Annotated in this window: 23 protein-coding genes and 4 tRNA genes; 19 read left to right on the forward strand and 8 right to left on the reverse strand. The window is 43.4% G+C overall.

Going from position 1 to position 23,535, the window contains the following annotated elements; genetic code table 11:
• Window positions 1-166 precede the first annotated feature (166 nt).
• Window positions 167-2,356 carry a ribonuclease R gene (rnr, locus tag IX53_RS00395; protein WP_047753670.1) on the reverse strand — a complete coding sequence of 730 codons (2,190 nt, stop codon included), beginning with the start codon at window positions 2,354-2,356 and terminating at the stop codon, window positions 167-169.
• Between the two features lie 80 nt (window positions 2,357-2,436).
• Between rnr and IX53_RS00400 the strand changes: the two genes are divergently transcribed.
• The 14 genes from IX53_RS00400 to IX53_RS00465 all read left to right on the forward strand — a co-directional run bounded on the left by IX53_RS00400 (window position 2,437) and on the right by IX53_RS00465 (window position 13,179).
• The gene (locus IX53_RS00400; RefSeq protein WP_047753671.1) at window positions 2,437-3,459 is read left to right on the forward strand and encodes a 6-phosphofructokinase; all 1,023 of its coding nucleotides are present in this window, start codon (window positions 2,437-2,439) and stop codon (window positions 3,457-3,459) included.
• Between the two features lie 7 nt (window positions 3,460-3,466).
• The gene (amrA, locus tag IX53_RS00405) at window positions 3,467-3,985 is read left to right on the forward strand and encodes an AmmeMemoRadiSam system protein A (RefSeq protein WP_047753672.1); all 519 of its coding nucleotides are present in this window, start codon (window positions 3,467-3,469) and stop codon (window positions 3,983-3,985) included.
• Between the two features lie 20 nt (window positions 3,986-4,005).
• Window positions 4,006-4,995, forward strand: a complete 990-nt coding sequence (gene amrS / locus IX53_RS00410) for an AmmeMemoRadiSam system radical SAM enzyme (protein WP_047755315.1) — start codon at window positions 4,006-4,008, stop codon at window positions 4,993-4,995.
• Complete coding sequence (locus IX53_RS00415) at window positions 4,965-6,005, forward strand: FAD:protein FMN transferase (RefSeq protein WP_047753673.1); 1,041 nt, start codon at window positions 4,965-4,967, stop codon at window positions 6,003-6,005. Before amrS ends, IX53_RS00415 begins: the two co-directional genes overlap by 31 nt.
• Window positions 6,006-6,025: 20 nt before the next feature.
• A complete protein-coding gene (locus IX53_RS00420; RefSeq protein ID WP_169746170.1) occupies window positions 6,026-6,358 on the forward strand; it encodes a NusG domain II-containing protein in 333 nt (110 codons plus the stop codon).
• Window positions 6,355-6,870 carry a Gx transporter family protein gene (locus IX53_RS00425; protein ID WP_047753675.1) on the forward strand — a complete coding sequence of 172 codons (516 nt, stop codon included), beginning with the start codon at window positions 6,355-6,357 and terminating at the stop codon, window positions 6,868-6,870. Before IX53_RS00420 ends, IX53_RS00425 begins: the two co-directional genes overlap by 4 nt.
• A complete protein-coding gene (locus IX53_RS00430) occupies window positions 6,861-7,433 on the forward strand; it encodes a nucleoside triphosphate pyrophosphatase (protein ID WP_047753676.1) in 573 nt (190 codons plus the stop codon). Before IX53_RS00425 ends, IX53_RS00430 begins: the two co-directional genes overlap by 10 nt.
• On the forward strand, window positions 7,430-8,155 hold the full coding sequence (gene radC, locus IX53_RS00435; protein WP_245612730.1) for a RadC family protein: 726 nt from the start codon (window positions 7,430-7,432) through the stop codon (window positions 8,153-8,155). Before IX53_RS00430 ends, radC begins: the two co-directional genes overlap by 4 nt.
• Window positions 8,109-8,657 (forward strand): HD domain-containing protein, encoded by a 549-nt coding sequence (locus IX53_RS00440; RefSeq protein ID WP_047753677.1) that lies wholly within the window; start codon window positions 8,109-8,111, stop codon window positions 8,655-8,657. Before radC ends, IX53_RS00440 begins: the two co-directional genes overlap by 47 nt.
• A gap of 105 nt (window positions 8,658-8,762) precedes the next feature.
• Window positions 8,763-9,497, forward strand: coding sequence for a deoxyribose-phosphate aldolase (gene deoC, locus IX53_RS00445; RefSeq protein ID WP_047753678.1), 735 nt, complete (start codon window positions 8,763-8,765; stop codon window positions 9,495-9,497).
• A 23-nt stretch (window positions 9,498-9,520) separates the two neighbouring features.
• Complete coding sequence (locus IX53_RS00450) at window positions 9,521-10,150, forward strand: cyclodeaminase/cyclohydrolase family protein (RefSeq protein ID WP_047753679.1); 630 nt, start codon at window positions 9,521-9,523, stop codon at window positions 10,148-10,150.
• A complete protein-coding gene (gene tgt, locus IX53_RS00455) occupies window positions 10,143-11,267 on the forward strand; it encodes a tRNA guanosine(34) transglycosylase Tgt (protein WP_047753680.1) in 1,125 nt (374 codons plus the stop codon). Before IX53_RS00450 ends, tgt begins: the two co-directional genes overlap by 8 nt.
• Window positions 11,268-11,284: 17 nt before the next feature.
• Window positions 11,285-12,139 carry a hypothetical protein gene (locus tag IX53_RS00460; RefSeq protein WP_047753681.1) on the forward strand — a complete coding sequence of 285 codons (855 nt, stop codon included), beginning with the start codon at window positions 11,285-11,287 and terminating at the stop codon, window positions 12,137-12,139.
• An 86-nt stretch (window positions 12,140-12,225) separates the two neighbouring features.
• On the forward strand, window positions 12,226-13,179 hold the full coding sequence (locus IX53_RS00465) for a hypothetical protein (protein ID WP_047753682.1): 954 nt from the start codon (window positions 12,226-12,228) through the stop codon (window positions 13,177-13,179).
• Between the two features lie 81 nt (window positions 13,180-13,260).
• On the opposite strand, the gene IX53_RS00470 is transcribed toward IX53_RS00465, so the two are convergent.
• The 5 genes from IX53_RS00470 to IX53_RS00490 form a co-directional block, all read right to left on the reverse strand.
• Window positions 13,261-13,335 (reverse strand) — tRNA-Gly (locus IX53_RS00470).
• Between the two features lie 34 nt (window positions 13,336-13,369).
• Window positions 13,370-13,458 (reverse strand) — tRNA-Leu (locus tag IX53_RS00475).
• Window positions 13,459-13,534: transfer RNA gene (locus tag IX53_RS00480), tRNA-Lys, on the reverse strand. It abuts the tRNA gene before it with no gap.
• 171 nt (window positions 13,535-13,705) lie between these two features.
• Complete coding sequence (locus IX53_RS00485) at window positions 13,706-15,649, reverse strand: ABC transporter ATP-binding protein (RefSeq protein WP_047753683.1); 1,944 nt, start codon at window positions 15,647-15,649, stop codon at window positions 13,706-13,708.
• Window position 15,650: 1 nt separating this feature from the next.
• Window positions 15,651-17,351: an ABC transporter ATP-binding protein gene (locus tag IX53_RS00490; protein ID WP_245612732.1), complete on the reverse strand. Its 1,701-nt coding sequence runs from the start codon at window positions 17,349-17,351 to the stop codon at window positions 15,651-15,653.
• A 141-nt stretch (window positions 17,352-17,492) separates the two neighbouring features.
• Here IX53_RS00490 and IX53_RS00495 point away from each other — a divergent pair, with 141 nt between their 5' ends.
• From IX53_RS00495 to ribF, 4 genes are read left to right on the forward strand one after another with little or no spacing between them, the layout of a single operon-like run.
• The gene (locus IX53_RS00495) at window positions 17,493-18,812 is read left to right on the forward strand and encodes a patatin-like phospholipase family protein (RefSeq protein WP_053001071.1); all 1,320 of its coding nucleotides are present in this window, start codon (window positions 17,493-17,495) and stop codon (window positions 18,810-18,812) included.
• A gap of 51 nt (window positions 18,813-18,863) precedes the next feature.
• Window positions 18,864-19,235, forward strand: coding sequence for a 30S ribosome-binding factor RbfA (rbfA, locus tag IX53_RS00500; RefSeq protein WP_047753684.1), 372 nt, complete (start codon window positions 18,864-18,866; stop codon window positions 19,233-19,235).
• Complete coding sequence (truB, locus tag IX53_RS00505) at window positions 19,232-20,158, forward strand: tRNA pseudouridine(55) synthase TruB (RefSeq protein ID WP_047753685.1); 927 nt, start codon at window positions 19,232-19,234, stop codon at window positions 20,156-20,158. Before rbfA ends, truB begins: the two co-directional genes overlap by 4 nt.
• A gap of 3 nt (window positions 20,159-20,161) precedes the next feature.
• Entirely contained in the window at window positions 20,162-21,049 is an 888-nt protein-coding gene (gene ribF / locus IX53_RS00510; RefSeq protein ID WP_047753686.1) for a riboflavin biosynthesis protein RibF, read from the forward strand.
• On the opposite strand, the gene IX53_RS00515 is transcribed toward ribF, so the two are convergent.
• The gene (locus IX53_RS00515) at window positions 21,038-21,826 is read right to left on the reverse strand and encodes an alpha/beta fold hydrolase (RefSeq protein ID WP_047753687.1); all 789 of its coding nucleotides are present in this window, start codon (window positions 21,824-21,826) and stop codon (window positions 21,038-21,040) included. The two genes, ribF and IX53_RS00515, sit on opposite strands and share 12 nt — an antisense overlap.
• A 116-nt stretch (window positions 21,827-21,942) precedes the next feature.
• On the opposite strand from IX53_RS00515, the gene IX53_RS00520 reads away from it, so the two are divergent.
• A tRNA-Glu gene (locus IX53_RS00520) sits at window positions 21,943-22,017 on the forward strand.
• 57 nt (window positions 22,018-22,074) lie between these two features.
• On the opposite strand, the gene IX53_RS00525 is transcribed toward IX53_RS00520, so the two are convergent.
• A complete protein-coding gene (locus IX53_RS00525) occupies window positions 22,075-23,532 on the reverse strand; it encodes a recombinase family protein (protein WP_047753688.1) in 1,458 nt (485 codons plus the stop codon).
• Window positions 23,533-23,535: the final 3 nt, after the last annotated feature.

Here is a 23,535-nt window from a genome sequence, read left to right on the forward strand (position 1 = left end):
GAATGATGTGGGAGACTCAAAAAGCAGGCAAAACACAATGACCATTCAGTAGGTAATATTGCGGGCAGTTTATCGTTTTTTAAGGACAGTCTGGTAAATCGGTACAACAACCTCGCAAAAAAATGATGTGATCAGGAGCTCACGTTGTAACGATAAAGAGGGCCCATCAACGGGGCCTCTTTTTTCTTTTTGAAGCTTTCACACGTTTATTTCTTTTCATTTCTTTCTTTTCTTCCTCAACAATAACAAAGTCCACTTCCATAGTCGTTTTATCGGCTCTAACTGCCTGAACGGTAAGCTCGTCGCCGATTCTGAAGGTCCTCTTTCTGTGTTTTCCGATCAGGATGTTTGCCCTTTCATCGAATTCGTAATAATCGTCGAGGGTAGAGATATGTACGAGACCGGAAATCATCTTTTCAGGAATTTCGACAAACAACCCGAATTTTGTCACTCCTGTGACGACAGCTTTGAAATATTCTCCGATATGGTAGCTCATGTATTCAACTTTCTTCATATCAAGAAGATCCCATTCCGCTTCGTTTGCTATCCTTTCCCGCTTTGAACAATGATCCGCTATTTTTGGAAGCACTTCCTCGTATCTTTCTATCTCCTCGATGCTAAACGTGTTCTTTTTCATTAATCTCTTCAACAACCTGTGCACCACGAGGTCAGGATAGCGCCTGATGGGGGAAGTGAAGTGGGTATAAGCTTCCGAGGCGAGGCCAAAGTGCCCTACGTTCTGTTCAGAGTAGATCGCTCTTTTCATCGAACGTACAACAACTCTTTCAATCGATAAATGAAGCGGGTGATTCTTCGTTTTTTCGAGTATTTGCTGGAGAACTTTGGGATGAACGTTTCTAGGAATTTTTACCTCAAGTCCTATAGCTTCAAGGTAATTTTTCAGCTGAAGCAGAGCATCTGAATCCGGTTCTTCATGGATTCTGTAAACGAAAGGAAGACCTTGAGCTGCAAAGATCTCCGCAATCGTCTCGTTTGCTCTGATCATGAATTCTTCGATCATTACCTCCGATTCACCCCGTTCCTGGGGGATTATGTCTATCACTCTTCCATTATTGTCAGTCAATATTTTGGCTTCTCTGGAGGATATATCCATCACTGAACCCCTTTTTTTACGCCAGTCACGTAGTATTTTTGCCAGTTCACGTGCCATTAAGAGTTCGTCTTTCAAAACATCGAGCTTTCTATGTAGTTCGGAATCACCATTACCTTGTAGAAAGTGATTGACTTCATTGTATGTTAATCGTCTTACAGAATGTATAACTCCCTCATTGATTTCATAGTTGACAAGTTTTCCTTTTGGAGTGATTTCCATTTCCAGCGAAAGCGTGAGTCTATCCATACCCTCCCTCAAAGAACAAATATTGTTTGAAAGTTCAAAGGGAAGCATGGGAATGACAGTATCCAGTAGGTAAACTGAAGTGCCACGTTCATAAGCTTCCTTATCTAATTTCGAACCTTCCTTCACATAATGGGAGACATCTGCAATATGCACTCCCAGAAGGAAATTTCCATTGGGGAGCTTCCTGATGCCTATAGCATCATCAAAATCCTTGGCGTCCTCGCCATCGATGGTGAAAATTTTATCCTTTGTGAAGTCTTTTCTTTTTCGTTTCTCTCCACTACTAGGTTCACGCGAGACTTTTCTGGCTTCTTCAATAACTTCATCTGGAAACCAACCAGGTTCAGGTAATTCGTGCTTAAAGATCACTGAGGGGAGATCAACCGCCGGGTCATCTGCTGTCCCCAGAACTTTCTCAATGATTCCTTCCGGATTTCTGCCTCTTGCAGGATATCGCGTTATTCTGACAACGACTTTCTCATCAGGTTTTGCGTTGTTGAAGTTCTCCGGTGGAACGTAGAAATCATATTTTATCCTCGGGTCATCCGGTATCACGAAGGCAAAAAGGCCTCTGGTAACAAAGGTACCAACAATCTTTTCGCGTTTTCGTTTCAACACCTTTATGACCTTTCCGCGTGGAAGATCACGAAATTTGCCGTGTTTTTCAACCAATACTCTATCTCCATCAAGGGCGAAGCCTGTATCCTCGGCACCGATATAAATTTGCTCACTTTCGTCAGAATAGACTATCGCTCCAAGCCCTTTTCGTGAGAATTGAATGTGGCCTGTCGATATATTTTCACCGGGAATCAGATACCTGCCACGGGAATCTTTTATGATTTTCCCACCCTCTGTGAGTTCCTTCAATATGGCACGCAGAACCTTCCTGTCTTTCTTGTCCCTGATCTTCATTTTTTTTGCCAGTTCTGTAAGAGTAGCAGGGGTATATTTTGTTGAAGAAATTGTCTTCAATACCTCATCTTTTGTGAGTTTCATTCTATTCCTCCTTTTATGAGCTATATCAACTCATGTTATAATTATAATGCATAGCAGGCTGAAAAATGGGAGGTATGGAAATGAGGATTGGGATCTTGACAGGTGGTGGAGATTGCCCTGGTTTAAACGCCGTTATAAGAGGAATTGTCAAGTCAGCTCCAGACGATGTGGAAATTCTTGGGATAATGCATGGCTGGAAGGGGCTTGTAGATCTAGAGTATATTACTCTAACGGATGATGATGTTGAAGGTATACATATTATCGGCGGTACTATTCTGGGGACATCCAGAACTAATCCTTTCAAAAGCGAAGAAATGAGTCAAAAACTCGAAGAAAACGTGAAAAAGATTGGACTCGATGCGGTAATAGCCATCGGGGGAGATGACACCCTTTCTGTGGCAGCTAAACTTTCTTCAATGGGCTATAACGTTGTAGGAGTGCCAAAAACGATAGATAACGATGTTTCCAATACTGACTTCACCTTTGGTTATCATACCGCGGTGAATGTTGGAGCCGATGCCATTGATAGATTGCATTCCACAGCCAAATCTCATGGGAGGGTTATCTTCGTCGAACTCATGGGGAGAGAGGCAGGTTGGATAACAATAGAAGCTGGGCTTGCCGCAGGAGCTCACCTCATACTGATACCTGAGTACCCCATGACCATCGATGAAATCGTTAACTATGTGAAAGAAAGAATGGAAAATAAAGGATATATGATTGTAGCCGTTGCTGAAGGCTTCAAACCTACTGAATTGGAAAATGTTGTTGGAGATAAGAGTGAAATAGACGCTTTTGGACACATAAGACTCGGTGGGATTGCACACTATATGGCCGAAATTATCAAAGAGCGTACCGGATACGATACTCGTTCCGTGGTACTTGGGCATCTTTTGAGAGGTGGAACCCCAACTGCATTTGACAGAATACTCGGTACAAGATACGGGGTACATGCGATGAAACTCGTCCTCGACAAGGATTTTGGTCGAATGGTAGCACTGAAGGGGAATGAAATCATATCGATACCCCTCGAATACGCAATAGCGACGAAGAAATATGTGCCTTTTGACTACTATAAGCTGGCACAAATATTCTTTGGATAGTGATTATATGAAAGGGAATTCTCCCTATGTAAATTGGGCCTGGGTGGTTCTGGAGTCTTTCATCATACGGGGAGTTTATCCGGAGATTCCTGAAGACCTTCCATCGGAGTTGATAACAAAAAGAGCCGGGTGTTTTGTCACCCTCCATAAAAAAGGTGGGAAACTTCGTGGGTGTATCGGGACTATACTTCCAGCAAAGGATACACTTGCTGAAGAAATCCGTGACAACGCCATCGCTGCCGCGACCCGAGATCCGAGATTCCCACCGCTCTCTCAAGAAGAATTCGATGACATCGTGATTTCTGTGGATGTGCTGGGCGAGCCGCAGGAATGTTCAGTGGAAGGTCTTGATCCTAAAAAGTATGGTGTAATAGTAGAAAAAGATTGGAGAAGAGGTGTCTTGCTTCCTGATCTCGCGGAAGTCGATACTGTTGAGAAGCAACTCCGGATAGTCTTGATGAAGGCTGGTATCTCCCCAACTGAAGACTACAGGCTCTTCAGGTTCACAGCCACCAGGTACTACTGAGCTGATTTAGAGGTGATCCAATGAAACCAGCCATATACTTCGATGAGCTGGAAGATGATGTTTTGCAGTGTTTACTCTGTCCCAACAAATGCATAATCAAACCCGGACAAACAGGTATTTGCAAAGCCAGAAAAAACATCAAAGGAATGCTGTATTCCTTAAATTACGGAGAATTAACCTCGATAGCGATGGATCCTATCGAGAAAAAGCCTTTATATCACTATCACCCCGGTTCAGAAATACTTTCCGTTGGTTCATGGGGATGTAATCTCCACTGTGATTTTTGCCAGAACTGGGAGATTTCAAAGCGTAGGCCAGGAATAATAAATCGTGTTATTCCAGATCAGCTGATAGAGATCGTAAAGAGCAGGGGCTCCTTCGGACTGGCTTTTACATATAACGAGCCGACTGTATACTTTGAATTCATCCTGGATACAGCCAGAAACGCTATCCGGGGGGGTATTGAAATCGTACTTGTGACCAACGGTTATATCGAAAAAGAACCACTCGGATTATTGGTACAATCCGTGAATGCCATGAATATCGATCTCAAGGGCTGGAATCCAGAATTGTACAAAAAACTTGGAGGAGAAAAAACATACATCCTCAAGACTATTGAAAAGGCCCTAGAAGCGGGAGTGCATGTTGAACTCACGACATTAATCATACCGGAAGAAAACGACTCACCTGAAGACATGAAAGAAGAGGTGAAATGGATCGCGTCTCTGTCAACCGATATTCCCCTTCATATCACACGATATTATCCAGCTTACAAATACGACAAGCCACCATCTCCTCCCGAAAAACTTAAGCAATTATGGGAAATAGCGCGCGAACAACTCAACTACGTCTACCTTGGCAATATCCTCACCACAAAGGAATGCAACACCTACTGTCCTTCCTGTGGAGCACTCCTCATTGAGAGGAGCGGATACAACACGAAAATCGAAAACCTGGATGAAGAAGGTAGGTGCTCCAAATGCGGCAAAGAAATCCCCGTAATCCTCTAAGCAGTTCTGTCTTTTTATATACGGTTCTCACATTGCTGGCAATTTTTCTCATCGTCTGGACGTTCATCACCAACAACAAACAGGAGTATTACACAAAAACGGAGTACTTACTTGGAACCTATGTAACAGTGAGAGTGAATGGTGACAATACATCTCCTGTACTTCTTGCGAATGCCGCATTTAAGGAAATAAAGAGAATTGACAAAAAGTTTGGCAACAACAATGGAATAATCGGTGAGCTGAACTCCTCGGCGGGAGAATGGGTCGAAATCGATCAAGAGACTGCATTTTTATTGAAAAGTGCCATTGATGTGGCAAAAAATACCGGGGGTGCTTTTGACCCCACGTTATACCCGATCATAAGACTGTGGGGATTCGATGACATAAATGCCGAAAAACGAGTTCCCTCGAGTGACGAAATAGAGGAAGCATTAATGAGTATCGGGTATGAGAATATCGAGCTATCACCGGAAGGCAAAAGGGTAAGGCTTTTAAATGGCGCACAAATAGATCTTTCGGGTATTGCAAAGGGCTACGCTGTAGATATGGCGATAAAAAAAATAAAATCTATTGATGAAAGTGCGACAGGGTTCATCGATGCCGGGGGTGACATAGGCATAATAGGTCCTAAATTTGGAAGCAGACCGTGGGTGATTGGCATCAGACACCCACGGAGTGAGGATGCAGACAAAGTGATAGATTACGTCTACATGTACGATGGCGCAATAGCTACGTCCGGTGATTACGAGAGATTCTTTGAAGTTGATGGGGTACGGTACCATCATATCTTCGACCCCGAAACGGGCTATCCTGCTGACAATGGCGTAATAAGTTCCACGGTTATCCACAAAAGTGCTATGCTGGCTGACGCGTACGCCACAGCTGCTTTCGTGCTCGGTGACTCTCCGGGCGTTACTTTCTTTCCGAGATTTGGTGCCCTGGCTTTCCTTGTGAAAAAGGATCTGACAGTGTTTAAGAATGCAGGTTTTGAGGTGTATTTAAACAAATGAAGTTCATTACCAGGGGCGACATGATACTGTTTGCCCTGCTTGTAGGTATTATATTGGTGATGTTCACCAGAGTATCGTATATAGCTACCGAAGCTGATATCTATGTTGATGGAAAAGCCTACATGAAGATAGATATATCAAAAGATGCTACGTATAATGTTGCAGATCACATGGTAGTAGAAGTATTCAATGGAAAGATTAGAGTAAAAGAATCAGACTGCCCGGAAAAGCTCTGTGTAAAGCAAGGTTGGGTTTCATCGCCGGAAATACCTATTGTGTGTTTACCGAATAAGATCATAATAAAGATAGTTGGTACAACTTCTGATGAAGAAATGGATGCGATAACCAGATGAAGGACACCAGAAAAGTTGCCAGACTCGCTATTCTCATATCTCTCGGCGCAGCAATATATTTTCTTGAAAACCTTATTCCCTTCCCTGTACCTGTTCCCGGTGGACGGTGGGGATTTTCTAATATGGTGCTCCTGATTTCTCTGCCAGGAGCTTCCTTTACTGATATCCTGATTTTGTCAGCCGGGAAAAACGTACTTGGAAGCCTTGTTTCAGGAAAGATAGCGACACCGGGTTTTTTAATGGGATTATTTGGTGTATCGAGTTCCGCAGCTCTTATGTGGCTTATGAGCAGAGCAAAGATATTTGGATTGGCAGGAATCAGCGTTGCTGGAGCGGCTGTCAATAATCTCATACAGCTTTCGATTGCCGCATTTTATGTAGTCAGGGAACCAGGATTACTCGGCCTGTACCCATATTTTGCGTTAACTGGAAGTCTATCCGCCTTGATAAACGCATATATTGCTTTCAAAGTGTTGGAAAGGGTTGGTGATTTTCACTGGCGATGGAAATAATACTGGCTTCAACTTCACCCCGAAGGCGGGAGCTGATAAAATTATTTGGGGTACCATTTTCTGTAATTCCACCAAATGATGTGGACGAAGATCTTTCGCCCATTTCTTTAACGGAGGACCTTAAAAAAGTAGCCACTAAAAAGGCGAAAAGTGTCCTTTCAAAGATCACTAAAATTGATGAAAAAGTGATTATAGGCGCAGATACTGTCGTGGTTCTCAAAGGAGAAATCCTTCTCAAACCTAAGGATACTTATGAAGCTTATAGGCATCTGAAAAGACTTTCAGGTGTTTTACATGAAGTTTACACGGGTGTGGGTATCGTGACTAAGAATGAAGAATTCTCTTTTGTTGAGATAACAAAAGTAAAATTCAGAGAACTTGATGACGTTACTATACATAAGTACATAGCAACGGGGATACCTATGGACAAAGCAGGTGCTTATGGAATTCAGGATTATGGAGCTCTCTTCGTTGAAAGCATAATAGGAGATTTTTATAACGTGATGGGCCTTCCCATCGGTAGAATATGGCAGGAACTCAGGGATAGGGGGTACGAACTTTGAAAGCGCATGGCAACATGCCTCGAGAAAAGCTGGCAGAGTTTGGGCCAGAAGCACTCAGCAGTTCCGAACTCATTGCTATTTTGCTTCGAACTGGGTTCAACGAGATGGATGTAATAAAGTTAAGCCAGAACCTTCTGAACAGATATGGTTCCCTTACAAGGTTGCTGGCAACGGACCTTTCAGAACTTTCTTCTATAAGAGGTATTGGTTTTGCGAAAGCGGTAACACTGAAAGCAGCTCTCGAAATAGGAAACCGGATATTCAAAGAGATTGCTTCTGTCGAAAAGAGGGCTTTGAGAGATCCAGAAAGTGTCTATTATCTTTGTCACGACATGACACTGCTGGAAGAAGAGTCCGTGCGGGTTATCAGCCTGGACAGCAAATTGAATCTCTCCGGGTACGAGACTGTGAGCGTTGGAACCATTGACAGTTCTTTGTTGCATCCCAGAGAGGTATTTAAATCAGCCATCAGGAAAGCAGCAGCTGCTATTATTGTTGTGCACAACCACCCTTCGGGAGATCCAACACCGAGTAGCGAGGATATAAAAATAACTGAAAAACTCACAGACGCTGGTAAAATTGTTGGGATTAAGCTCCTTGATCACGTTATAATAGGCAAAGGAAAATATTACAGTTTCAGTGCATCAAAAATATTCAGTATTTCGGAGGTGCAACATGATTTCGCGCGAGAAATCCCTGGAGCTTATAAAGAAAAATGTTAAGAAGAAGAACATTCTAAAACATATGCTTGCTACTGAAGCGGTGATGAGAGAGCTTGCCAGAAAATTTGGAGAAGATGAGGAACGCTGGGGAATTGCCGGTCTTCTTCATGATCTGGACTACGAATACACTTTCGACTCTCCTGAGAAGCATGGCCTCATGACTGCGGAGATGCTTAAGGAATACGATGTACCAGAAGACGTCAGGAATGCCATTCTCGCCCATTGCGAGAAGAAAGACCGTGAAACTCTAATGGAAAAGGCAATCTATGCAGCTGATCCGGTCACTGGTTTTATAGTAGCCGCTGTGCTCATAAGGAAAGGAACGAAATTAAAGGACCTCACTGTTGATTTTCTAAAAAACCGCTTTAAGGAAAAAAGCTTTGCCAGGGGAGCAAGTCGTGAAAAAATGTCGAGCTGTGAAGACCTCGGACTATCACTCGATGAATTTCTGGCCCTTTCTTTAAAGGCCATGCAGACTATTTCAGAAGAACTCGGGCTTTGATAATATCAGCTTCATTAATGAAGAAACTAAAACAATGTTTGTGGAGTCACATTCATTGGTATGAATCCACGGTATACATAAATTTAGATTGATTAAATAGAAAGGATGATTAAAATGAGTTTAAAAGAAAAAATTGCTGGTGAAATTGAAAGATTCAGAAATGTGTACACCTTCAAGGAAAGGGAAATTCCTGAGAATATTGAGCTCGCTAAGTATATAGATCACACTCTTCTAAAGCCAGAAGCCACCCCTCAGATGATAGAACAGCTCTGCAAAGAGGCCATTGAGAATTCTTTTTACAGCGTCTGTGTCAACAGCTCCTTTTTGCCTCTGGTGAATAAAATCCTTGAAGGCACCGAGGTGAAAAGAGCAGTTGTAATAGGCTTTCCGCTCGGGTCAGTGTCCACCGAAGTCAAAGTTTTCGAAACCCGCTGGTGCCTTCAACAGGGTGTAGATGAGTTCGACATGGTCATCAACGTTGGACTTTTGAAAGCCGGGCTATTCGACGAAGTCTATAACGACATCAAAGCTGTGGTAGACGCCTCACAGGGAAAGATAGTTAAGGTTATCATAGAAACAGCGCTTCTGACAGAGGAAGAAAAAGTAGCGGCGTGTGTTCTCGCGAAAGAAGCCGGAGCGCAATTCGTTAAGACCTCGACCGGATTCAGCAAATCTGGAGCCACTGTGGAAGACGTTTCACTGATGAAATTCGTTGTTGGAGAAGGCATGAAAGTAAAGGCATCGGGTGGAGTCCGAACAAAAGAAATAGCTCTTGCAATGATTAGGGCAGGAGCCGACAGAATAGGTACGAGCTCAGGAATAAAAATAATTAGCGAATAAATTTGGATAAGGGGGATGATCTTATGGACTTATGCACTCTGAGTGTGAAAGACTTTCTTAAACGTGTTGCCGAAAAATCACCCACGCCAGGTGGTGGTGCTGTAGGGTGTGTCGTAGCTTCTCTTGCCGCTTCTCTTGGAGCTATGGTAGCCAATCTGACTATCGGTAAAAGAGGTTATGAAGATGTTTCAGATCATATGGAATCAGCTCTTGAGGTCTGTGAAAACGAGATGACGTATCTTTGTGATCTCGTCAATAAAGACGTTCAGGCCTTTGATCAAGTCATGACAGCTTATAAGCTACCCAAAAACACCGAAGAAGAGAAGGCAGCAAGGAAAGTTAAAATTCAGCAGGCATTGAAGACTGCCATCGAAGTTCCATTTGACCTTGCCAGGCGTGCTAAGAACATAATCGTCAATCTGGAAAGGATCGCAAAATGGGGAAATCTGAATGCCATTTCTGATATTGAAAGTGCAGCTCATCTTCTCTACGCAGTATACTATGTAGCGAAGGCAAATGTCATGATAAACATGAAAAGTCTTAATGATGAAAAATACTCTGAATGGGTAAAGGAGGAAATGGGTCACATAGAAAGCCAGATAAAGGGTTCCTACGAAAGAATTCTGGATGTGATCGCGAAAAGAAATGGTTGAATACAAACTTCTCAACAAAGACAGATACTCCCGCGCCCGATTGGGAAAACTGCAGACCCGGCGCGGGGTGATTGATACTCCCATCTTCATGCCAGTTGGTACGAACGCAACAGTTAAGGGGATCTGGCAGCATCAACTTGAAGAAATGGGTGCTCAGATTATCCTTGGTAATGCGTTTCATCTCTATCTCAAGCCTGGTCTTGAGGTAATGCGTGAGTTCGGTGGACTCCACGCATTCATGAACTGGGAAAAGCCAATACTCACTGATAGTGGTGGCTTTCAGGTATTCAGCATAAAAGATAAAAAAGTCACAGATGAAGGTGTGTTGTTCAGATCTCCAATCGATGGCTCAAAAATCATGATGACCCCTGAGTTATCGATGGAAATTCAGATGACACTGGGTTCGGACATCGCTATGGCTTTCGATGAGTGTGTTGCACCAGGGATGTCTCGAGAATATGCTGAAGAATCCGTCACACGTACCACAGAATGGGCAAAGCGGTGCATATCATATCATGATCGATCTCAAGCCCTTTTTGGAATAGTTCAGGGAGCGTTTTATAAGGATCTCAGGAAAAAAAGTGCCGCAGAAATAACCTCGATGGATTTCGACGGGTTTGCAATCGGGGGACTGAGTGTAGGAGAGCCTTTTCAGGTAACAAAAGAAATTCTCGAATACACAGTAGATCTCTTACCGGAGGATAAGCCCCGTTATCTCATGGGCATTGGAAGTCCAGATCTGATAGTTACCGCGGTCGAAAATGGAATAGATATGTTCGATTGTGTACTACCTACGAGGATTGGGCGCCACGGTACTGCACTTACATGGAACGGTAAGATAAATTTGAAAGCAGCCAAATTCAAATACAGCAAAGACCCCATTGATGAGGAGTGCCGGTGCAGGGTCTGTCAAACCTATTCGCGAGGGTATATCCAGCACCTCTTTTCAAGGGACGAAATGCTTGGGAAAATACTTGTAAGTTATCACAATATACACTTTCTGCTGAAGTTTACCGAAAGGATACGAGAGGCACTCGCGACAGATAGCTTCAAAGAATTCAAAGAAGAGTGCTACAATAGGGGCCTGATCAAAGAAGCTCTCATATCGGAATCATAAATAAAAGAGGTGGTCTCATGAAGAGAACCGCAGCAGTGTTAATGATTTTGATGATTGTAGTAACATTGTTCGCTTTCGATCCGTTTCTCGTCCAGACCGGGGGAAATCAGGCCCTCGCCAGGGGGTACTGGGCCGGTTATGGAAGCCCATCAGATCTCTTCGGGATCATGAACCATGGTTTTTCTCCACAGGTCCTGGAATACCGCAGAAGCGGTTCCACAACATATGAAAGAGAGCTACACCTGGCACTATTTGATCCCTCTGATGGTGGAATGGCCGGTCTTCTGGAATATACCTTTGATATCGGGTTGATAGGCGACTATCGTGCTCTCAGTTATCTCGTGTCCTCAGGCTTGAATCCTGCGACAAACTTCGGGGTTAAGATAAAGCTCGAAGTCGAAAACATCACCAGTCCCCCAGTTAATACATATTGGCTGTCTCTCAGCGCAGGTGTAACAGGGATAACCTTGCCTTACCTTGAATACGTTGCGGCTTTTGAAAATGCTTTACTATGGAGCAGTGGTTCAAGCGCCATCGCGGAGAGACTGGACATCCTAGTCGGGCTCAGATTCGTGTTCGATTTACTACACATTGGCATTGAAGTGGGCACCCGAAGCGGTATGAATGTCAGATACGCAGGTATCTCAACTGAATTGCAGCTTTTACCTGGGCTTTTAATTCGCGGCGGTTTCAGTTATAACGTTGACCTGAATTGGCAGAATTTCGACCGTGTGGTTGGCGGAGGATTGGAATTCAGGGCAGGAAACATGAAATTCTCCGCCGGGGTCGGCGCTAATTTGGATAACACGATCACGGATAATAATATCGATATAGAATTCATGTGGGGCGCTTCGTTCTATGGAGAGTGGTAATTGGGCGTTAGATTCATATAATAGATTTTGTCAAATTACGGCTAAATGCTAAAATTAAAATAAGTATCGTAGCGGGAGGTGTTGTGATGAAAAAGCTATTAATTCCATTAGTCTTTCTGGTACTTTTGCTCGTGGCATGTGGGCCTACTGAATGGGATTTGAATAAAGAGGGTCTGAAAGATCCCACACAGGCGAATGTGTCACTGGTAGCTCAGCTACCTGGTGAGAGCGATTTTGGTTCATTGATTCTTCCAGGTGAAAATGGCGGTGAAGGTTCTGGAACGTATGCAGCGTATTTTATAATTACGCAGGAAGGCGAAACAACTCCTCTGAAGACCGTGGGACCGATCAGCTATACTGCTGGTTCCGGTGCAGATATTTCATTGGCCACGAACATTTCCCTTGTGAGAGGCTTCAAATATGATTTCTATTCCATTTTTTACAACGCTAACGGAATCCCTGAATTCCTTGGTTACGAAACCGGTCATACAGTTCCAGATACAGGGACGGATGTTGCAACCATCACGCTTGCTATTACCGATTTTGCCTCACCTACACTCAGTGTAACAGCCGTAGCTTCTTCCGATTTTTATCAGAACAACATAGCCGACCCATTCAGCGGTGCAAATACAAATTGGGGACTCTTTAACGTAGCAGTCTCTATTGATTCAACAGGTACAATTGACCTATCGAAGTTCCTGAATTCGGCCAACATAACCGTATATCAGAACATAGACAGCTGGGTAGCTAGTTACGAAGATGAACCTTATAGAGGTGCTTTGCTTACAAGCGGTACACTCAGTTTTGTAGACAAGGATACGAATTATATAACGCCCTCTTATCAGACGAGTGGTAGTATCATGAACGCCTCCGGCTATATTGCTGTACCCCTGAACGCCGATCTGGCTCCTGAATCCCACAACTACACATTCTATTATGCCGTATCTGGAGACCTGTTCCCATTGTCATTCTATAAATCGATGGACGTCACGAGCAATATTCAGAATGCCTTCGCAACATTCAACGGTGGAGCGGAATAATCACGATATATTATGAAGAGGGGGCTCCCCCCTCTTTTTTTATCACAAAAGAAAAGCGCCTCGTTTGAGGCGCTTATTTTTTGGAGCGGAAGACGGGATTCGAACCCGCGACCCCCTGCTTGGCAAGCAGGTGCTCTACCGCTGAGCTACTTCCGCCTGCTTACGGAATTATATTACAAGAGTGACGTCTTGGTGCGAGAGGAGGGACTTGAACCCTCACGAGCTTTCAAACTCACTGGATTCTAAGTCCAGCGCGTCTGCCAGTTCCGCCACTCTCGCTGGTGACCCGCGAGGGATTCGAACCCTCGGCCCCTTGATTAAAAGTCAAGTGCTCTGCCTGCTGAGCTAGCGGGTCCCCTTGCCAGAGCTTCTCAGCACCGGCAAAAAGATTATAGCATCGAAAAGCGAGCTCTTCAAGAGGTGCAGAAATTAAATTTAGTTAAATCACATATTTTCCCTTTGTGAGACGCAAATAGAAACGATACTACTATATTCTGTAAACTTATTTGCTTGCAAAACAAAAGATTCAGGCTATGTCACCAAGTTCGTATTGGAGTCTGTACAGATCGTAGTATATCCCGCCGAGTTTCATTAATTCCTCATGTGTACCTTCTTCTACAAGATTACCCTTATGGATTACAAGGATTCTATCCGAGTTTCTTATAGTGGAGAGACGATGGGCTATCGTGATGACGGTCTTCCTATGAGAGATTTTTTCCATTGCCTGCTGAATAATTGCTTCAGTTTCAGTATCGATGTTGGCAGTTGCTTCATCTAACACAAGGATATCCGCGTCGTAGAGTACAGCTCTGGCCAGGGCTATCAACTGACGTTCACCAGCAGAGAGCGTTCCTGCCCTTTCGAGTATCTCCGTTTCATATCCATTCGGCAGTCGGTTGATGAAGCGTTCTGCCCCTATGTACCTCACCACTTCGTGTACCCGTCCTTTTGGTATTTTTGAGTCAAACAACCTTATATTATCCAGCACGGTGCCAGAGAAAAGGAAAACATCCTGAAGAACAATGCCAAGCTTTTTCCTTAGGGTCTGAAGGTTGTACTCATAGAGCGAGCGTCCATCAATTAATATGTCACCTCTCTGAATTTTGTAAAGACCATTTAGAATACTTATTATTGAGGTTTTACCTGCTCCGGTTTCACCGACAATTGCTATCTTCTCACCAGATTTCACATGGAACGTTATATTCTTCAGCACGTAGTTCTCACCATCATAAGCGAACCACACATTTTTAAATGCGAGTTCTCCCTTTAAAGTTTCAACAGCTGGCTGATCTTCATTGTACTCTTCTTCTTGCTCGTCCATTATTCGATAAATCTTTTCAGCTGAAGCCAGAGCATTCTGAACAATGTCATATTTCTCAGCAATATCCCTCAAAGGTCTGAAGAACATCTCCACGTAGCTGGTGAAAGCATATAAAACGCCAAATCCTACTTTTCCTGCTAGGATGCCCTTAGCTCCAAACCAGACGATTGCAGCGATAGCGAGATAGTAAAGGAGGTCCATTAAGGGTCTGAAAACCGCAAAAACCATGAGTTGTTCCATAAGGCTCTTGTAATGGCTTTTATTTACGTTGTCAAACTCCTCGGCCTTTCTTTTTTCCTGATTGAATATCTGGATGACTGACATACCGGATATATGTTCGGCAAGGAAGGCGTTTATTATAGCGAGTCTCGTCCTGACTTTTCTGTAAGCTATGCGGTCAAAGTATCTGAATACCAACGTGCTGACCAGTATAAGCGGAAGTATTAACAGCGAAATGGTTCCGAGGTAGAAAGACATCTTAAGCATTACCACTATAATTCCCACTAGTAATACCACATCTTTTACAAGCGAAGTTATTACACTACTGAAGAACTCCGCCAGGTTTTTTGTGTCATTGGCGATCCTTGTAGAAAGCCGTCCGCTTGGTGTGGTGTCAAAATATCGCATGGGTAGCCTCATTAAATGCTTGAAAAGATCCATTCTTATATTGTGAGTTATCTTTTGACCCATATAATTGGTTAAATATACCTGCAGGTACACAGCAATGAACATGGCAATAAGTGTGAGAATCATATAGATTACTATCTTTGTTAGACCCTCGAGATCAGAACTCCGGAGTTCTCTCAGAGTCTCGGGACTTACCGTATAATTATTGGTACCGTCTGTGATAACATAGCTTCCATCTTCGAGTTGTTTTAGATGAAAAGTGCCCTTTGGATCTTTCATAAAATGTATGTTTCCATTGATGGCTTCCACAGTGTAAGCATGATCTGCGTTCATATAGTCGTCTATTGCAACTTTCGAAAGATATGGGAATATCAAGTCAAGCGCCGCAGAAATCATTATCAGCAGTATGGCGACGATGAAAAGCCATGTATACGGTCTGACGTACTTCCAGAGCCTCTTTATTATTGACCAGTCTTCGACCTTATATTTTTCTTCCGACTCGGCATAGACGCTTTGTGGCATCCTATTCCTCCTCCAGCTTCTCTTCTAGTAACTGGCGTTCATACATCCTTTTATAGAGGCCGTTGAACTCCATGAGTTCGTCGTGGTTACCTCTTTCGATGATTTCGCCGTCGTGGAGTACATATATGATATCCGCATCTCTGACGGCTTTTAGCCTGTGGGAAATGACGATAACTGTTCGCAGTTCAGATCCATTTCGCAAAGAAGAGAGTATTTTCAATTCCGTTTCGGTATCTACAGCAGACAAACAGTCATCGAGAATGACTATCGGAGCTTCCTTCAAAAGTGCCCGCGCTATTGCCACACGTTGTTTCTGCCCGCCGGACAGTGTAACACCACGTTCTCCAACCATGGTCATATAACCCTCAGGAAAATCACTTACTATATCGTTGTGAATCGCTGCCATCGAAGCGTAACGTACTATCTCTTCGTCAGTGGCATTTTCTACTCCAAAGGCGATGTTGTTTCTAACTGTTTCAGAGAATAGGAACGTTTCCTGTGGAACATAAGCTATGTTTTCCCTCAGAACAGTGGGATCGATGTGATTAATATCGTAACCATCGATGAATACCTTCCCCTTCGGTACTGGATAAAGACGTGTGAGAACCTTGGCCAGCGTCGTTTTCCCGGAACCTGTTGTCCCCACTATTGCGATCTTTCCTCCGGCGGGAATGTAAAGATTTATGTCCTTCAGGACAGCTTCTCTGCTACTAGGATATTTGAACGTGAGATTATTTATTTCAATATTCCCTCTGAGCTTTCTTAATGGTGCGGGATCAGTAGTGACTATGTCGGATTCTTCGTTGAGGAGTTCTTTGAGTCTGCTATATGAGGCTCGACCACGCTGAATGATGTTTATAAGCCAACCGGTAGCCATCATGGGCCAGATGAGCATGCCAAGGTACGTAGTAAAGGTCACGAATTCACCCAATGTGAGTTGACCGGTAATAACAGCTCTTCCACCAAAAGCCATGGCTATAACGTATCCAATAGAGGCCAGTAACTGAATTAGAGGAAAGAACATGCCCCAAACACGTATCAGAGCGAGATTTTTTCGCACATAATCATCTGACTTGTTGCACATCATGTCGTATCTTGAATCTTCCTGACCGTAACTTTTTATTACCCTTATGCCTGAAACACTCTCTTCTGCGGAGTCAGTCATTACAGCGAATGCAGCCTGTACTTTTTTGAAGCGGGTATGGATTAGTCTTCCAAAGAAAGCTGAAATCAGTGCGAGGGGTGGGAGGGGAATGATGACAATCCACGTCAGTTTCCAGCTGATCAATGTTCCCATTGTAAAAACTGTTACCAATGTCATAAAAATAGCATCCACTGACATTACTACGGCGGGCCCCATTGCCTGTCTCACAGCCGCTACATCGTTGGTGAAACGTGCCATCAGCTCACCAACTTTAATGCGATCATAGAAACTCGGAGGCAATGTCAGGAGCTTTTCAAAGAGCACTTTCTTGGAATAGTACTCAAACCGCCGAGCACTCCCCATTATAAAGACCCTCCAGAAGAATCTGGAAATGAATATCCCGAAGGAAACGCCGATTATCGCGAATAACGAGGCCTTGAGAACAGTGATATCCTCGACACCTGTCTTGAGTTTATCTATAATATTCCCAATTATCCGTGGCGAGACCAGTTGAAGTAAATCTACAAGAATAACGAACAATGTCCCCAACAAATACATCCACCAATAGCGGCGTATAAAGTTTCTTATCAGAGATACCACCCCAATAGTAAGCTACGTTAACTGATGTTAGCATATAGATATTTTGAATTCTTAAACCATTTTACCATCTATAATGTTATTATAAAGCATGGTGATTCTATGAAAAAACGTCTATTGATCGGGGTGTTTGTACTGTTGGCTTTAATGAATTTCGCTTCAGGTGCTGAAAAAGTTGGGCTCGTTCTCTCTGGTGGCGGGGGCCGCGGAGCATATGAAATAGGTGTATGGAAAGCCTTGATGGATCTGAATGTAAACGTCGGCGGCGTTTATGGTACATCTGTTGGTTCAATAAACGGGGCTGGCATTTTGATGGGAGATTTTGAAATGCTTAAACACATCTGGCTTTCCACTGATTATGATGATGTAATGGAAGTCTCTCCAGAAGTTAGGAAAATAATTGAGGGAAATCTATCAAGTCTTTCTGTGCTCGATGTCGCGAGGATATTAAGGAAGCTTTTCGCCGGGGTGGATATAGATCCTTTGCGTATCAAACTTAGGGAGTTGATCGATGAAAGAAAAGTCAGATCATCAAACCTCGACTATGGTCTGGTAGCATACTCGCTGAGCAAGATGAGACCTGTTATGCTCTACCTCGAGGACATACCTGAAGGTCAACTAGTGGATTATATCCTTGCCAGTTCTAATTTTCCTGTATTCAAAAGAGAAAGCTTTGGTGGTGAGAACTACATAGACGGTGGTATTTACAGTAACATTCCCATTGAGCTGGCTATTAAACGCGGATATAAGAAAATAATAGCTGTGGACATTGGTACTTATGGATTGACAGATATTTTGAACTTCCTTGGGGGGTACAGAAGCAAAGCGGACATCATCTTTATTAAACCACGAACACATTTCGGGACAGTCCTAACTTTCAACCCAGAAGTCAGTAAGAAATACATGTTAGAGGGTTATCTGGATACCCTGAGCACACTAGGGATTTTGAACGGGGAAAAATACTATATCCATGGCAACGAAGACATTTTTGAAGAGTTGTTCATGAGTTTGTCGGCAAGTGATATCAAGGACGTATTTAACGCACTTAACTTGAAATATATCGAAGATGTTGATAAGAAATTCCTTTATTATCGTGTTTTCCTGCCCTATCTGGAATCTTTAGCGGGAACGAATGGCAAGGCTCCATTCTACACGTGCCAGGTCCTTCTGGATGATCTTGCATCCCTCTACGACGTTGAATGGCTGAGGCTGTACAATACTAGAGAGCTCCTCACAGCGATAATAGTGGCATATGAAAAGAGTGATGTCACTTCATTCCTGCAGTCCTTCATGCGAAATGTTCGCTATGGAAAGCTTCTTGAGGGCTTAAAGCTACTCTTTTATAAGGGGAAAATGCCTGTGGACGATGAAGAATACATTGAAATGAAGAAACGCCTGGAAGAGCTGGTAACGATAAATTAGAAATGCACTTTCTTTTGTGATGTATAATTGATGGAGCCTGGAGGTGATTATATGGCATCGTCTTATAGAAAACAAATGCTCGAATCGGAAATCCAAAAAGTACTCTCAGAGGCCCTCAGGAATTACAAAGGTGCTGATTTTGACACTTCACTTTTGAATATCGTAAGAGTCGAGTTATCTAAAGATAAAAGATATGCTTATATTTCTGTGAGCAGCCTCATCAATACGATGAGCAAAGAAGAAGTCGTTCAGTGGTTTGAAGACAACAAAGGCTATTTCAGGACAGCAATCGCTAAAAATATCAGGATATTCAAAGCTCCAGAACTCCGGTTCAAAGAAGACATAGGAATCGATGCGAGCTTAAGGATTTCAAAAATCCTCGAAGAACTCAATAAGGGGAAGGAAGAGGAAAGCGAAGAATGACCTCTGGGTTTCTTTTCGTTGATAAACCTGTCGGGATCACTTCCCATGATGTTGTCGATATGGCAAGAAAAAAGCTGGGAATCAGGAAAGTAGGCCATTCAGGAACATTAGATCCTTTTGCCAGTGGTCTGCTGATACTGGGTGTTGGGCGTGCAACGAGACTTCTCGAGTATCTCAAGGATTTCGAAAAGACATACGTGGTCAAAATGAAACTCGGTGTGATTACCGATACTTTTGATCTCACGGGTAAGATTGTGGAGGAGCATCCCGACTGGAATCTTTCTACTGAAGAGATTGTCAACGCGCTTAAAGCCTTTGAAGGCGAATATCTTCAGGTTCCACCTGCTTATTCTGCAAAACGGTACAAAGGGAAGCGCCTTTACCAGCTAGCCAGGGAGGGAAAGATTATAAACCTTCCGCCAAAGCGTGTGAAAATCTTCTCAATTGATGACATCGAAGTGCGATTTCCAGAAGGTGAAGTTTCGTTCTGTGCAAGAGTATCGTCAGGAACATATATAAGGTCGCTGGTTATGGATGTGGGATATCGTCTCGGTTGTGGTGCCACTACGACTTACCTGAGACGAACGAAAGTTGGTGCTTTCTCCGTTTCTGAAGCTGTCAGGCCCGAAGAATTATCTCTTGTGAACTTGAAGGATTCAGAGGCAGTAATGGGCTTCCTTCCTTCTATTATCGTGAGTGAAGAGCAGGGAAAGGCCGTCCTCAACGGGAGACAAATCTGGATTCAAGGCATCGCCGGTCTGGATGGCAGCTTCAATAAGAACGACCTTATAAGAATCGTTAGCGAAGAAGGCAGGCTCCTATCTATCGCTAAGGCCGAAAGGTCTTCAAGATTCATCAAAATGCTTCTGAGAAAAAAAGAAAATCAGAGGGTTGCAAAACTTCTAAAGGTATTTGGGGATTAGGCTATGTTTGTAGCATGTATCGGTACATTTGACGGAGTTCATTTGGGTCACAGAAAAATCATGGCTGAAACCATTGAGGTCGCCTCCGAGCTTGGCGTAAACAGCACAGCAATATCGATAATTTATCCCTGGAGGTATTACTTTCCTAATTTTCCTGGTCTTGTCTATCCGGTCTCTCAGAGAATCGAGTTGATAATCAATGCTGGTATTGAAAATATCGTAACAGTTGATATGGCTGAGATAAGGGATATCGAACCAGAGGATTATATTCTCTTTCTCCTAGAACAAGGACTCAAGGGGCTGGTTGTGGGTGAAGATTTCACCTTTGGTAAGAGAGCCCGGGGAAACGCTGATATCTTGAAAGAAATGAGCGAGAAATACGGTTTTACTCTGCGCTTAGTCCCGAAGCTAGAGTATCAGGGCAAACGCATCAGCAGTAGTTGGATTAGAGGAGCCATAGCCCGGGGAGACATAAAGCTGGCCAACAAGTTACTTGGAGAACCGTACACAATATACGGCAGGGTCTACCGTGATAAAAGACTGGGTAGCAAACTCGGATATCCCACAGCGAATGTTTCTAGAGGCAATGACAAACTTGTGTATCCCAGACCTGGCGTCTATATCGTACGATCGGTGTTTGATGGTAGGGAAGTGTTTGGTCTTCTTAATGTAGGATTCAGGCCAACAGTCAATCCTTCGGAAGAGATAAAATACGAAGTCTATTATCTTGACTTCAATGAAAACCTTTACGACAACATCATCGAGATGGAACTGCTGGAATACCTGAGACCTGAATTAAAGTTTAACACGATTGATGAGCTCACAACTGCTATTGCTAGAGATGAAAAGATAGCCCGTAACTGGATTGCCAGATTCAACTCAGAGAAGTGAAAGCAAGAATTTGAGGACCTCTGAAAAAAATACTTCTTTATGTTCTCTATCCCTGAAAGGTTCGTGTTTTGAACCGGGAAAAGTAATGAGCTTTTTATCAGTCTTGAGGTTTTCATAAAATTCCAAGATAGCTTCCGTCGATACTACGCTATCTTCAGAGCCATAAGTAAATAAAACCGGGTGCCTTATCTTCTCTATTTCTTTCCACGCTAAATCTATGTGCTTTTCAATTTCAAAGAAGAACTTTAAAGAGATCCTGTCATGCACCATGGGGTCTAACTCGTAGTAGCGGTTTGTTTTTTCGTCGTTGGAGATTTCGGATACGTCGATTCTGTTACTCAATCTGAGAAACGGAACAACGAATGATAACGCGAAAAAGCCATGATAAAGGCTTCCGAGTTCTTCTCGATATGACTTGACCGGTGGTGAACTTATAATTCCGGCTCTAAAAAGCTTTGATTCCAGCTCAAGGAGCCTTATGGAGATCAATCCTCCAAGACTATGTCCCATCAGAAATATAGGGACATCCGGTGCCTCTGCTTCAGCCATGAATGTGAGCTCTTTTACTCTGTTTATCATCTTCTTGAAACTTTTGGCTGCACCATATAGAGATACGTCCATACCATGTCCTTCGACATCGGTAGCGTAAACACGAAACCCTCTACGGCTCAGATAATTCCCAATTTCTTCGTAACGTCCGCTGTGCTCACCAAGTCCGTGAACGAGTACCAACTTCCCCTTTACGGCCCCCGAAACGGGCCATTTTCTGATAAACATTCCCGCACCCCCACCAAATCGATTACCCGATTACATAGTTATTATACTTTTGAAAAAAAGATTTTCAAAACCGGGTGTTTACAAACAACATTAGCTGTGATACCATAATTACGCGTGGCCCCATAGGATAACGGCTAGTCCATCGGATTCTCAGTCCGAAGGTCGGGGTTCGATTCCCCGTGGGGCTGCCAGTCAATAACCCGAGTATTCGGGGAGAAATAAGAAGCCTGCCACGATGGTAGGCTCTTTTATTTCTGTATAACTTGAATATACCCTGAAGGATGAAGAATTACCTCATCAATTAGCTGGCGAACTACCATTTCTTTTTGCTCAGATGTTCCTTCATAGAAGCGTTTTTTCATTAGCTCCCAGTTTTCCTTTAGTTCCTGAACCTTTATATAATCATTCCCACCAGGACCTCTAAGCTGTGATAACTTCAATTTGATTTCTTCTTTCCTTTGCTTAATTTTTTGTGCTTCTTCTTTTAATCCCTCTAAACCTATTCCAGCCTTAATAGCTTGAATAAGCCTTTCCTCATCCGTTTGGAGTCTCGAAAGTTCCAAAGTAAGCTTATCTATCATTTGTTTCCTTGTGTGGTCCCTCTGGGTCGCTTGCGCATTTATTTCGTGGGCCATGAGTTCAAAGTCGATGTCGGTTACTGCCTCCAGAATTTCATATTTAATATATGCCAAAACGAAATCTTCGATTTTTGACTTTCTTATAGTTAATCTGGGCTTGTGCTTAATACAGCGGTAATCCGGCTCTTTTCCCCCATGCCCGTGCATGTATCCTCCACATCGACCACATTTTAGAAGGCCCGCTAACAGATAGCGGTGCTTATATCCCGCATGGGCCCTGAAACGCTTTTGGACTTGATCCCATAGTTCCTCATCTATAATCGCAGGTACTCCTCCAGGAACCCGAACAACATCATCTCGTTTTGCGTGATGATTATGTTTTGTCCCTTTAAAATAAGTGTAGATCCCTCGATATTTCTCGTTGTGCAAAATGTCGTGAAGGGATTGCTTTGTGAAAGCCCCTCCTCTTGATGTTTTGTAGCCCTGAGCATTAAGCCAATCAACTATCTGAGCCTGGCTTTTGCCGTCGGCATAAAGCTCGAAAATCTTTCGTACAAGCGGAGCTGTTTCCTCATCGATGGCAAGTTTTTTCCTGAGTTTTCCTTCTTTATCCTGAACGTCTATCACTTTGTATCCTAAAGGCGGTTGTCCTCCCATCCAATAGGCATACCTGGCCATGTCTTTCATTCTTCGGATGGTCCTATCGACTGTCTCTTCTCTTTCAAGAGCCGCGAAAAGCATTCTCATTCCCCTCATGGCTCTTCCTACCGGAGTAGTAGTATCCATAAGCTCAGCAACTGCAATCACACGGATCCCTGTTTCTTTTTCTATCTTCTGAATCAAAACCTCACCACTGGCACCAGCTCGAGAAAAGCGGTCGTATTTTTCACACAGGATCCCATCTACTTCCCCTGCATAAACTCGTTCAAGCATCACATCAAATTGTTCCCTAGTATTGACTTTCCCGGTTTCTTTGTCTGAGAATTTCCCGACAATGGTCATATTGTAGAATTCAGCGAAGCGTTCGCACATCCTGAATTGACCGTCGATGGAAAGCCCGCTTTGATGTTTCGTAGAAACTCTTGCATAAGCAAATACCCTGCGGATACCTGAAAGGAACTCATTCACGCA

This window comes from Kosmotoga pacifica (genome assembly GCF_001027025.1).
Lineage (GTDB): Bacteria > Thermotogota > Thermotogae > Petrotogales > Kosmotogaceae > Kosmotoga_B > Kosmotoga_B pacifica.

Coding starts and splice junctions, on each gene's coding strand:
- IX53_RS00490 (WP_245612732.1), bottom strand. CDS start 17,351: ATGTATTTGTTGGGGACATTGTTCGTTATTCTTGTAGATTTACTTCAA.
- amrA (WP_047753672.1), top strand. CDS start 3,467: ATGAAAGGGAATTCTCCCTATGTAAATTGGGCCTGGGTGGTTCTGGAG.
- IX53_RS00400 (WP_047753671.1), top strand. CDS start 2,437: ATGAGGATTGGGATCTTGACAGGTGGTGGAGATTGCCCTGGTTTAAAC.
- truB (WP_047753685.1), top strand. CDS start 19,232: ATGACCTCTGGGTTTCTTTTCGTTGATAAACCTGTCGGGATCACTTCC.
- IX53_RS00485 (WP_047753683.1), bottom strand. CDS start 15,649: ATGCCACAAAGCGTCTATGCCGAGTCGGAAGAAAAATATAAGGTCGAA.
- amrS (WP_047755315.1), top strand. CDS start 4,006: ATGAAACCAGCCATATACTTCGATGAGCTGGAAGATGATGTTTTGCAG.
- IX53_RS00495 (WP_053001071.1), top strand. CDS start 17,493: ATGAAAAAACGTCTATTGATCGGGGTGTTTGTACTGTTGGCTTTAATG.
- IX53_RS00425 (WP_047753675.1), top strand. CDS start 6,355: ATGAAGGACACCAGAAAAGTTGCCAGACTCGCTATTCTCATATCTCTC.
- IX53_RS00465 (WP_047753682.1), top strand. CDS start 12,226: ATGAAAAAGCTATTAATTCCATTAGTCTTTCTGGTACTTTTGCTCGTG.
- IX53_RS00415 (WP_047753673.1), top strand. CDS start 4,965: ATGCGGCAAAGAAATCCCCGTAATCCTCTAAGCAGTTCTGTCTTTTTA.
- IX53_RS00460 (WP_047753681.1), top strand. CDS start 11,285: ATGAAGAGAACCGCAGCAGTGTTAATGATTTTGATGATTGTAGTAACA.
- tgt (WP_047753680.1), top strand. CDS start 10,143: ATGGTTGAATACAAACTTCTCAACAAAGACAGATACTCCCGCGCCCGA.
- IX53_RS00420 (WP_169746170.1), top strand. CDS start 6,026: ATGATACTGTTTGCCCTGCTTGTAGGTATTATATTGGTGATGTTCACC.
- rnr (WP_047753670.1), bottom strand. CDS start 2,356: ATGAAACTCACAAAAGATGAGGTATTGAAGACAATTTCTTCAACAAAA.
- IX53_RS00440 (WP_047753677.1), top strand. CDS start 8,109: ATGATTTCGCGCGAGAAATCCCTGGAGCTTATAAAGAAAAATGTTAAG.
- IX53_RS00430 (WP_047753676.1), top strand. CDS start 6,861: ATGGAAATAATACTGGCTTCAACTTCACCCCGAAGGCGGGAGCTGATA.
- deoC (WP_047753678.1), top strand. CDS start 8,763: ATGATTAAAATGAGTTTAAAAGAAAAAATTGCTGGTGAAATTGAAAGA.
- IX53_RS00515 (WP_047753687.1), bottom strand. CDS start 21,826: ATGTTTATCAGAAAATGGCCCGTTTCGGGGGCCGTAAAGGGGAAGTTG.
- ribF (WP_047753686.1), top strand. CDS start 20,162: ATGTTTGTAGCATGTATCGGTACATTTGACGGAGTTCATTTGGGTCAC.
- rbfA (WP_047753684.1), top strand. CDS start 18,864: ATGGCATCGTCTTATAGAAAACAAATGCTCGAATCGGAAATCCAAAAA.
- IX53_RS00450 (WP_047753679.1), top strand. CDS start 9,521: ATGGACTTATGCACTCTGAGTGTGAAAGACTTTCTTAAACGTGTTGCC.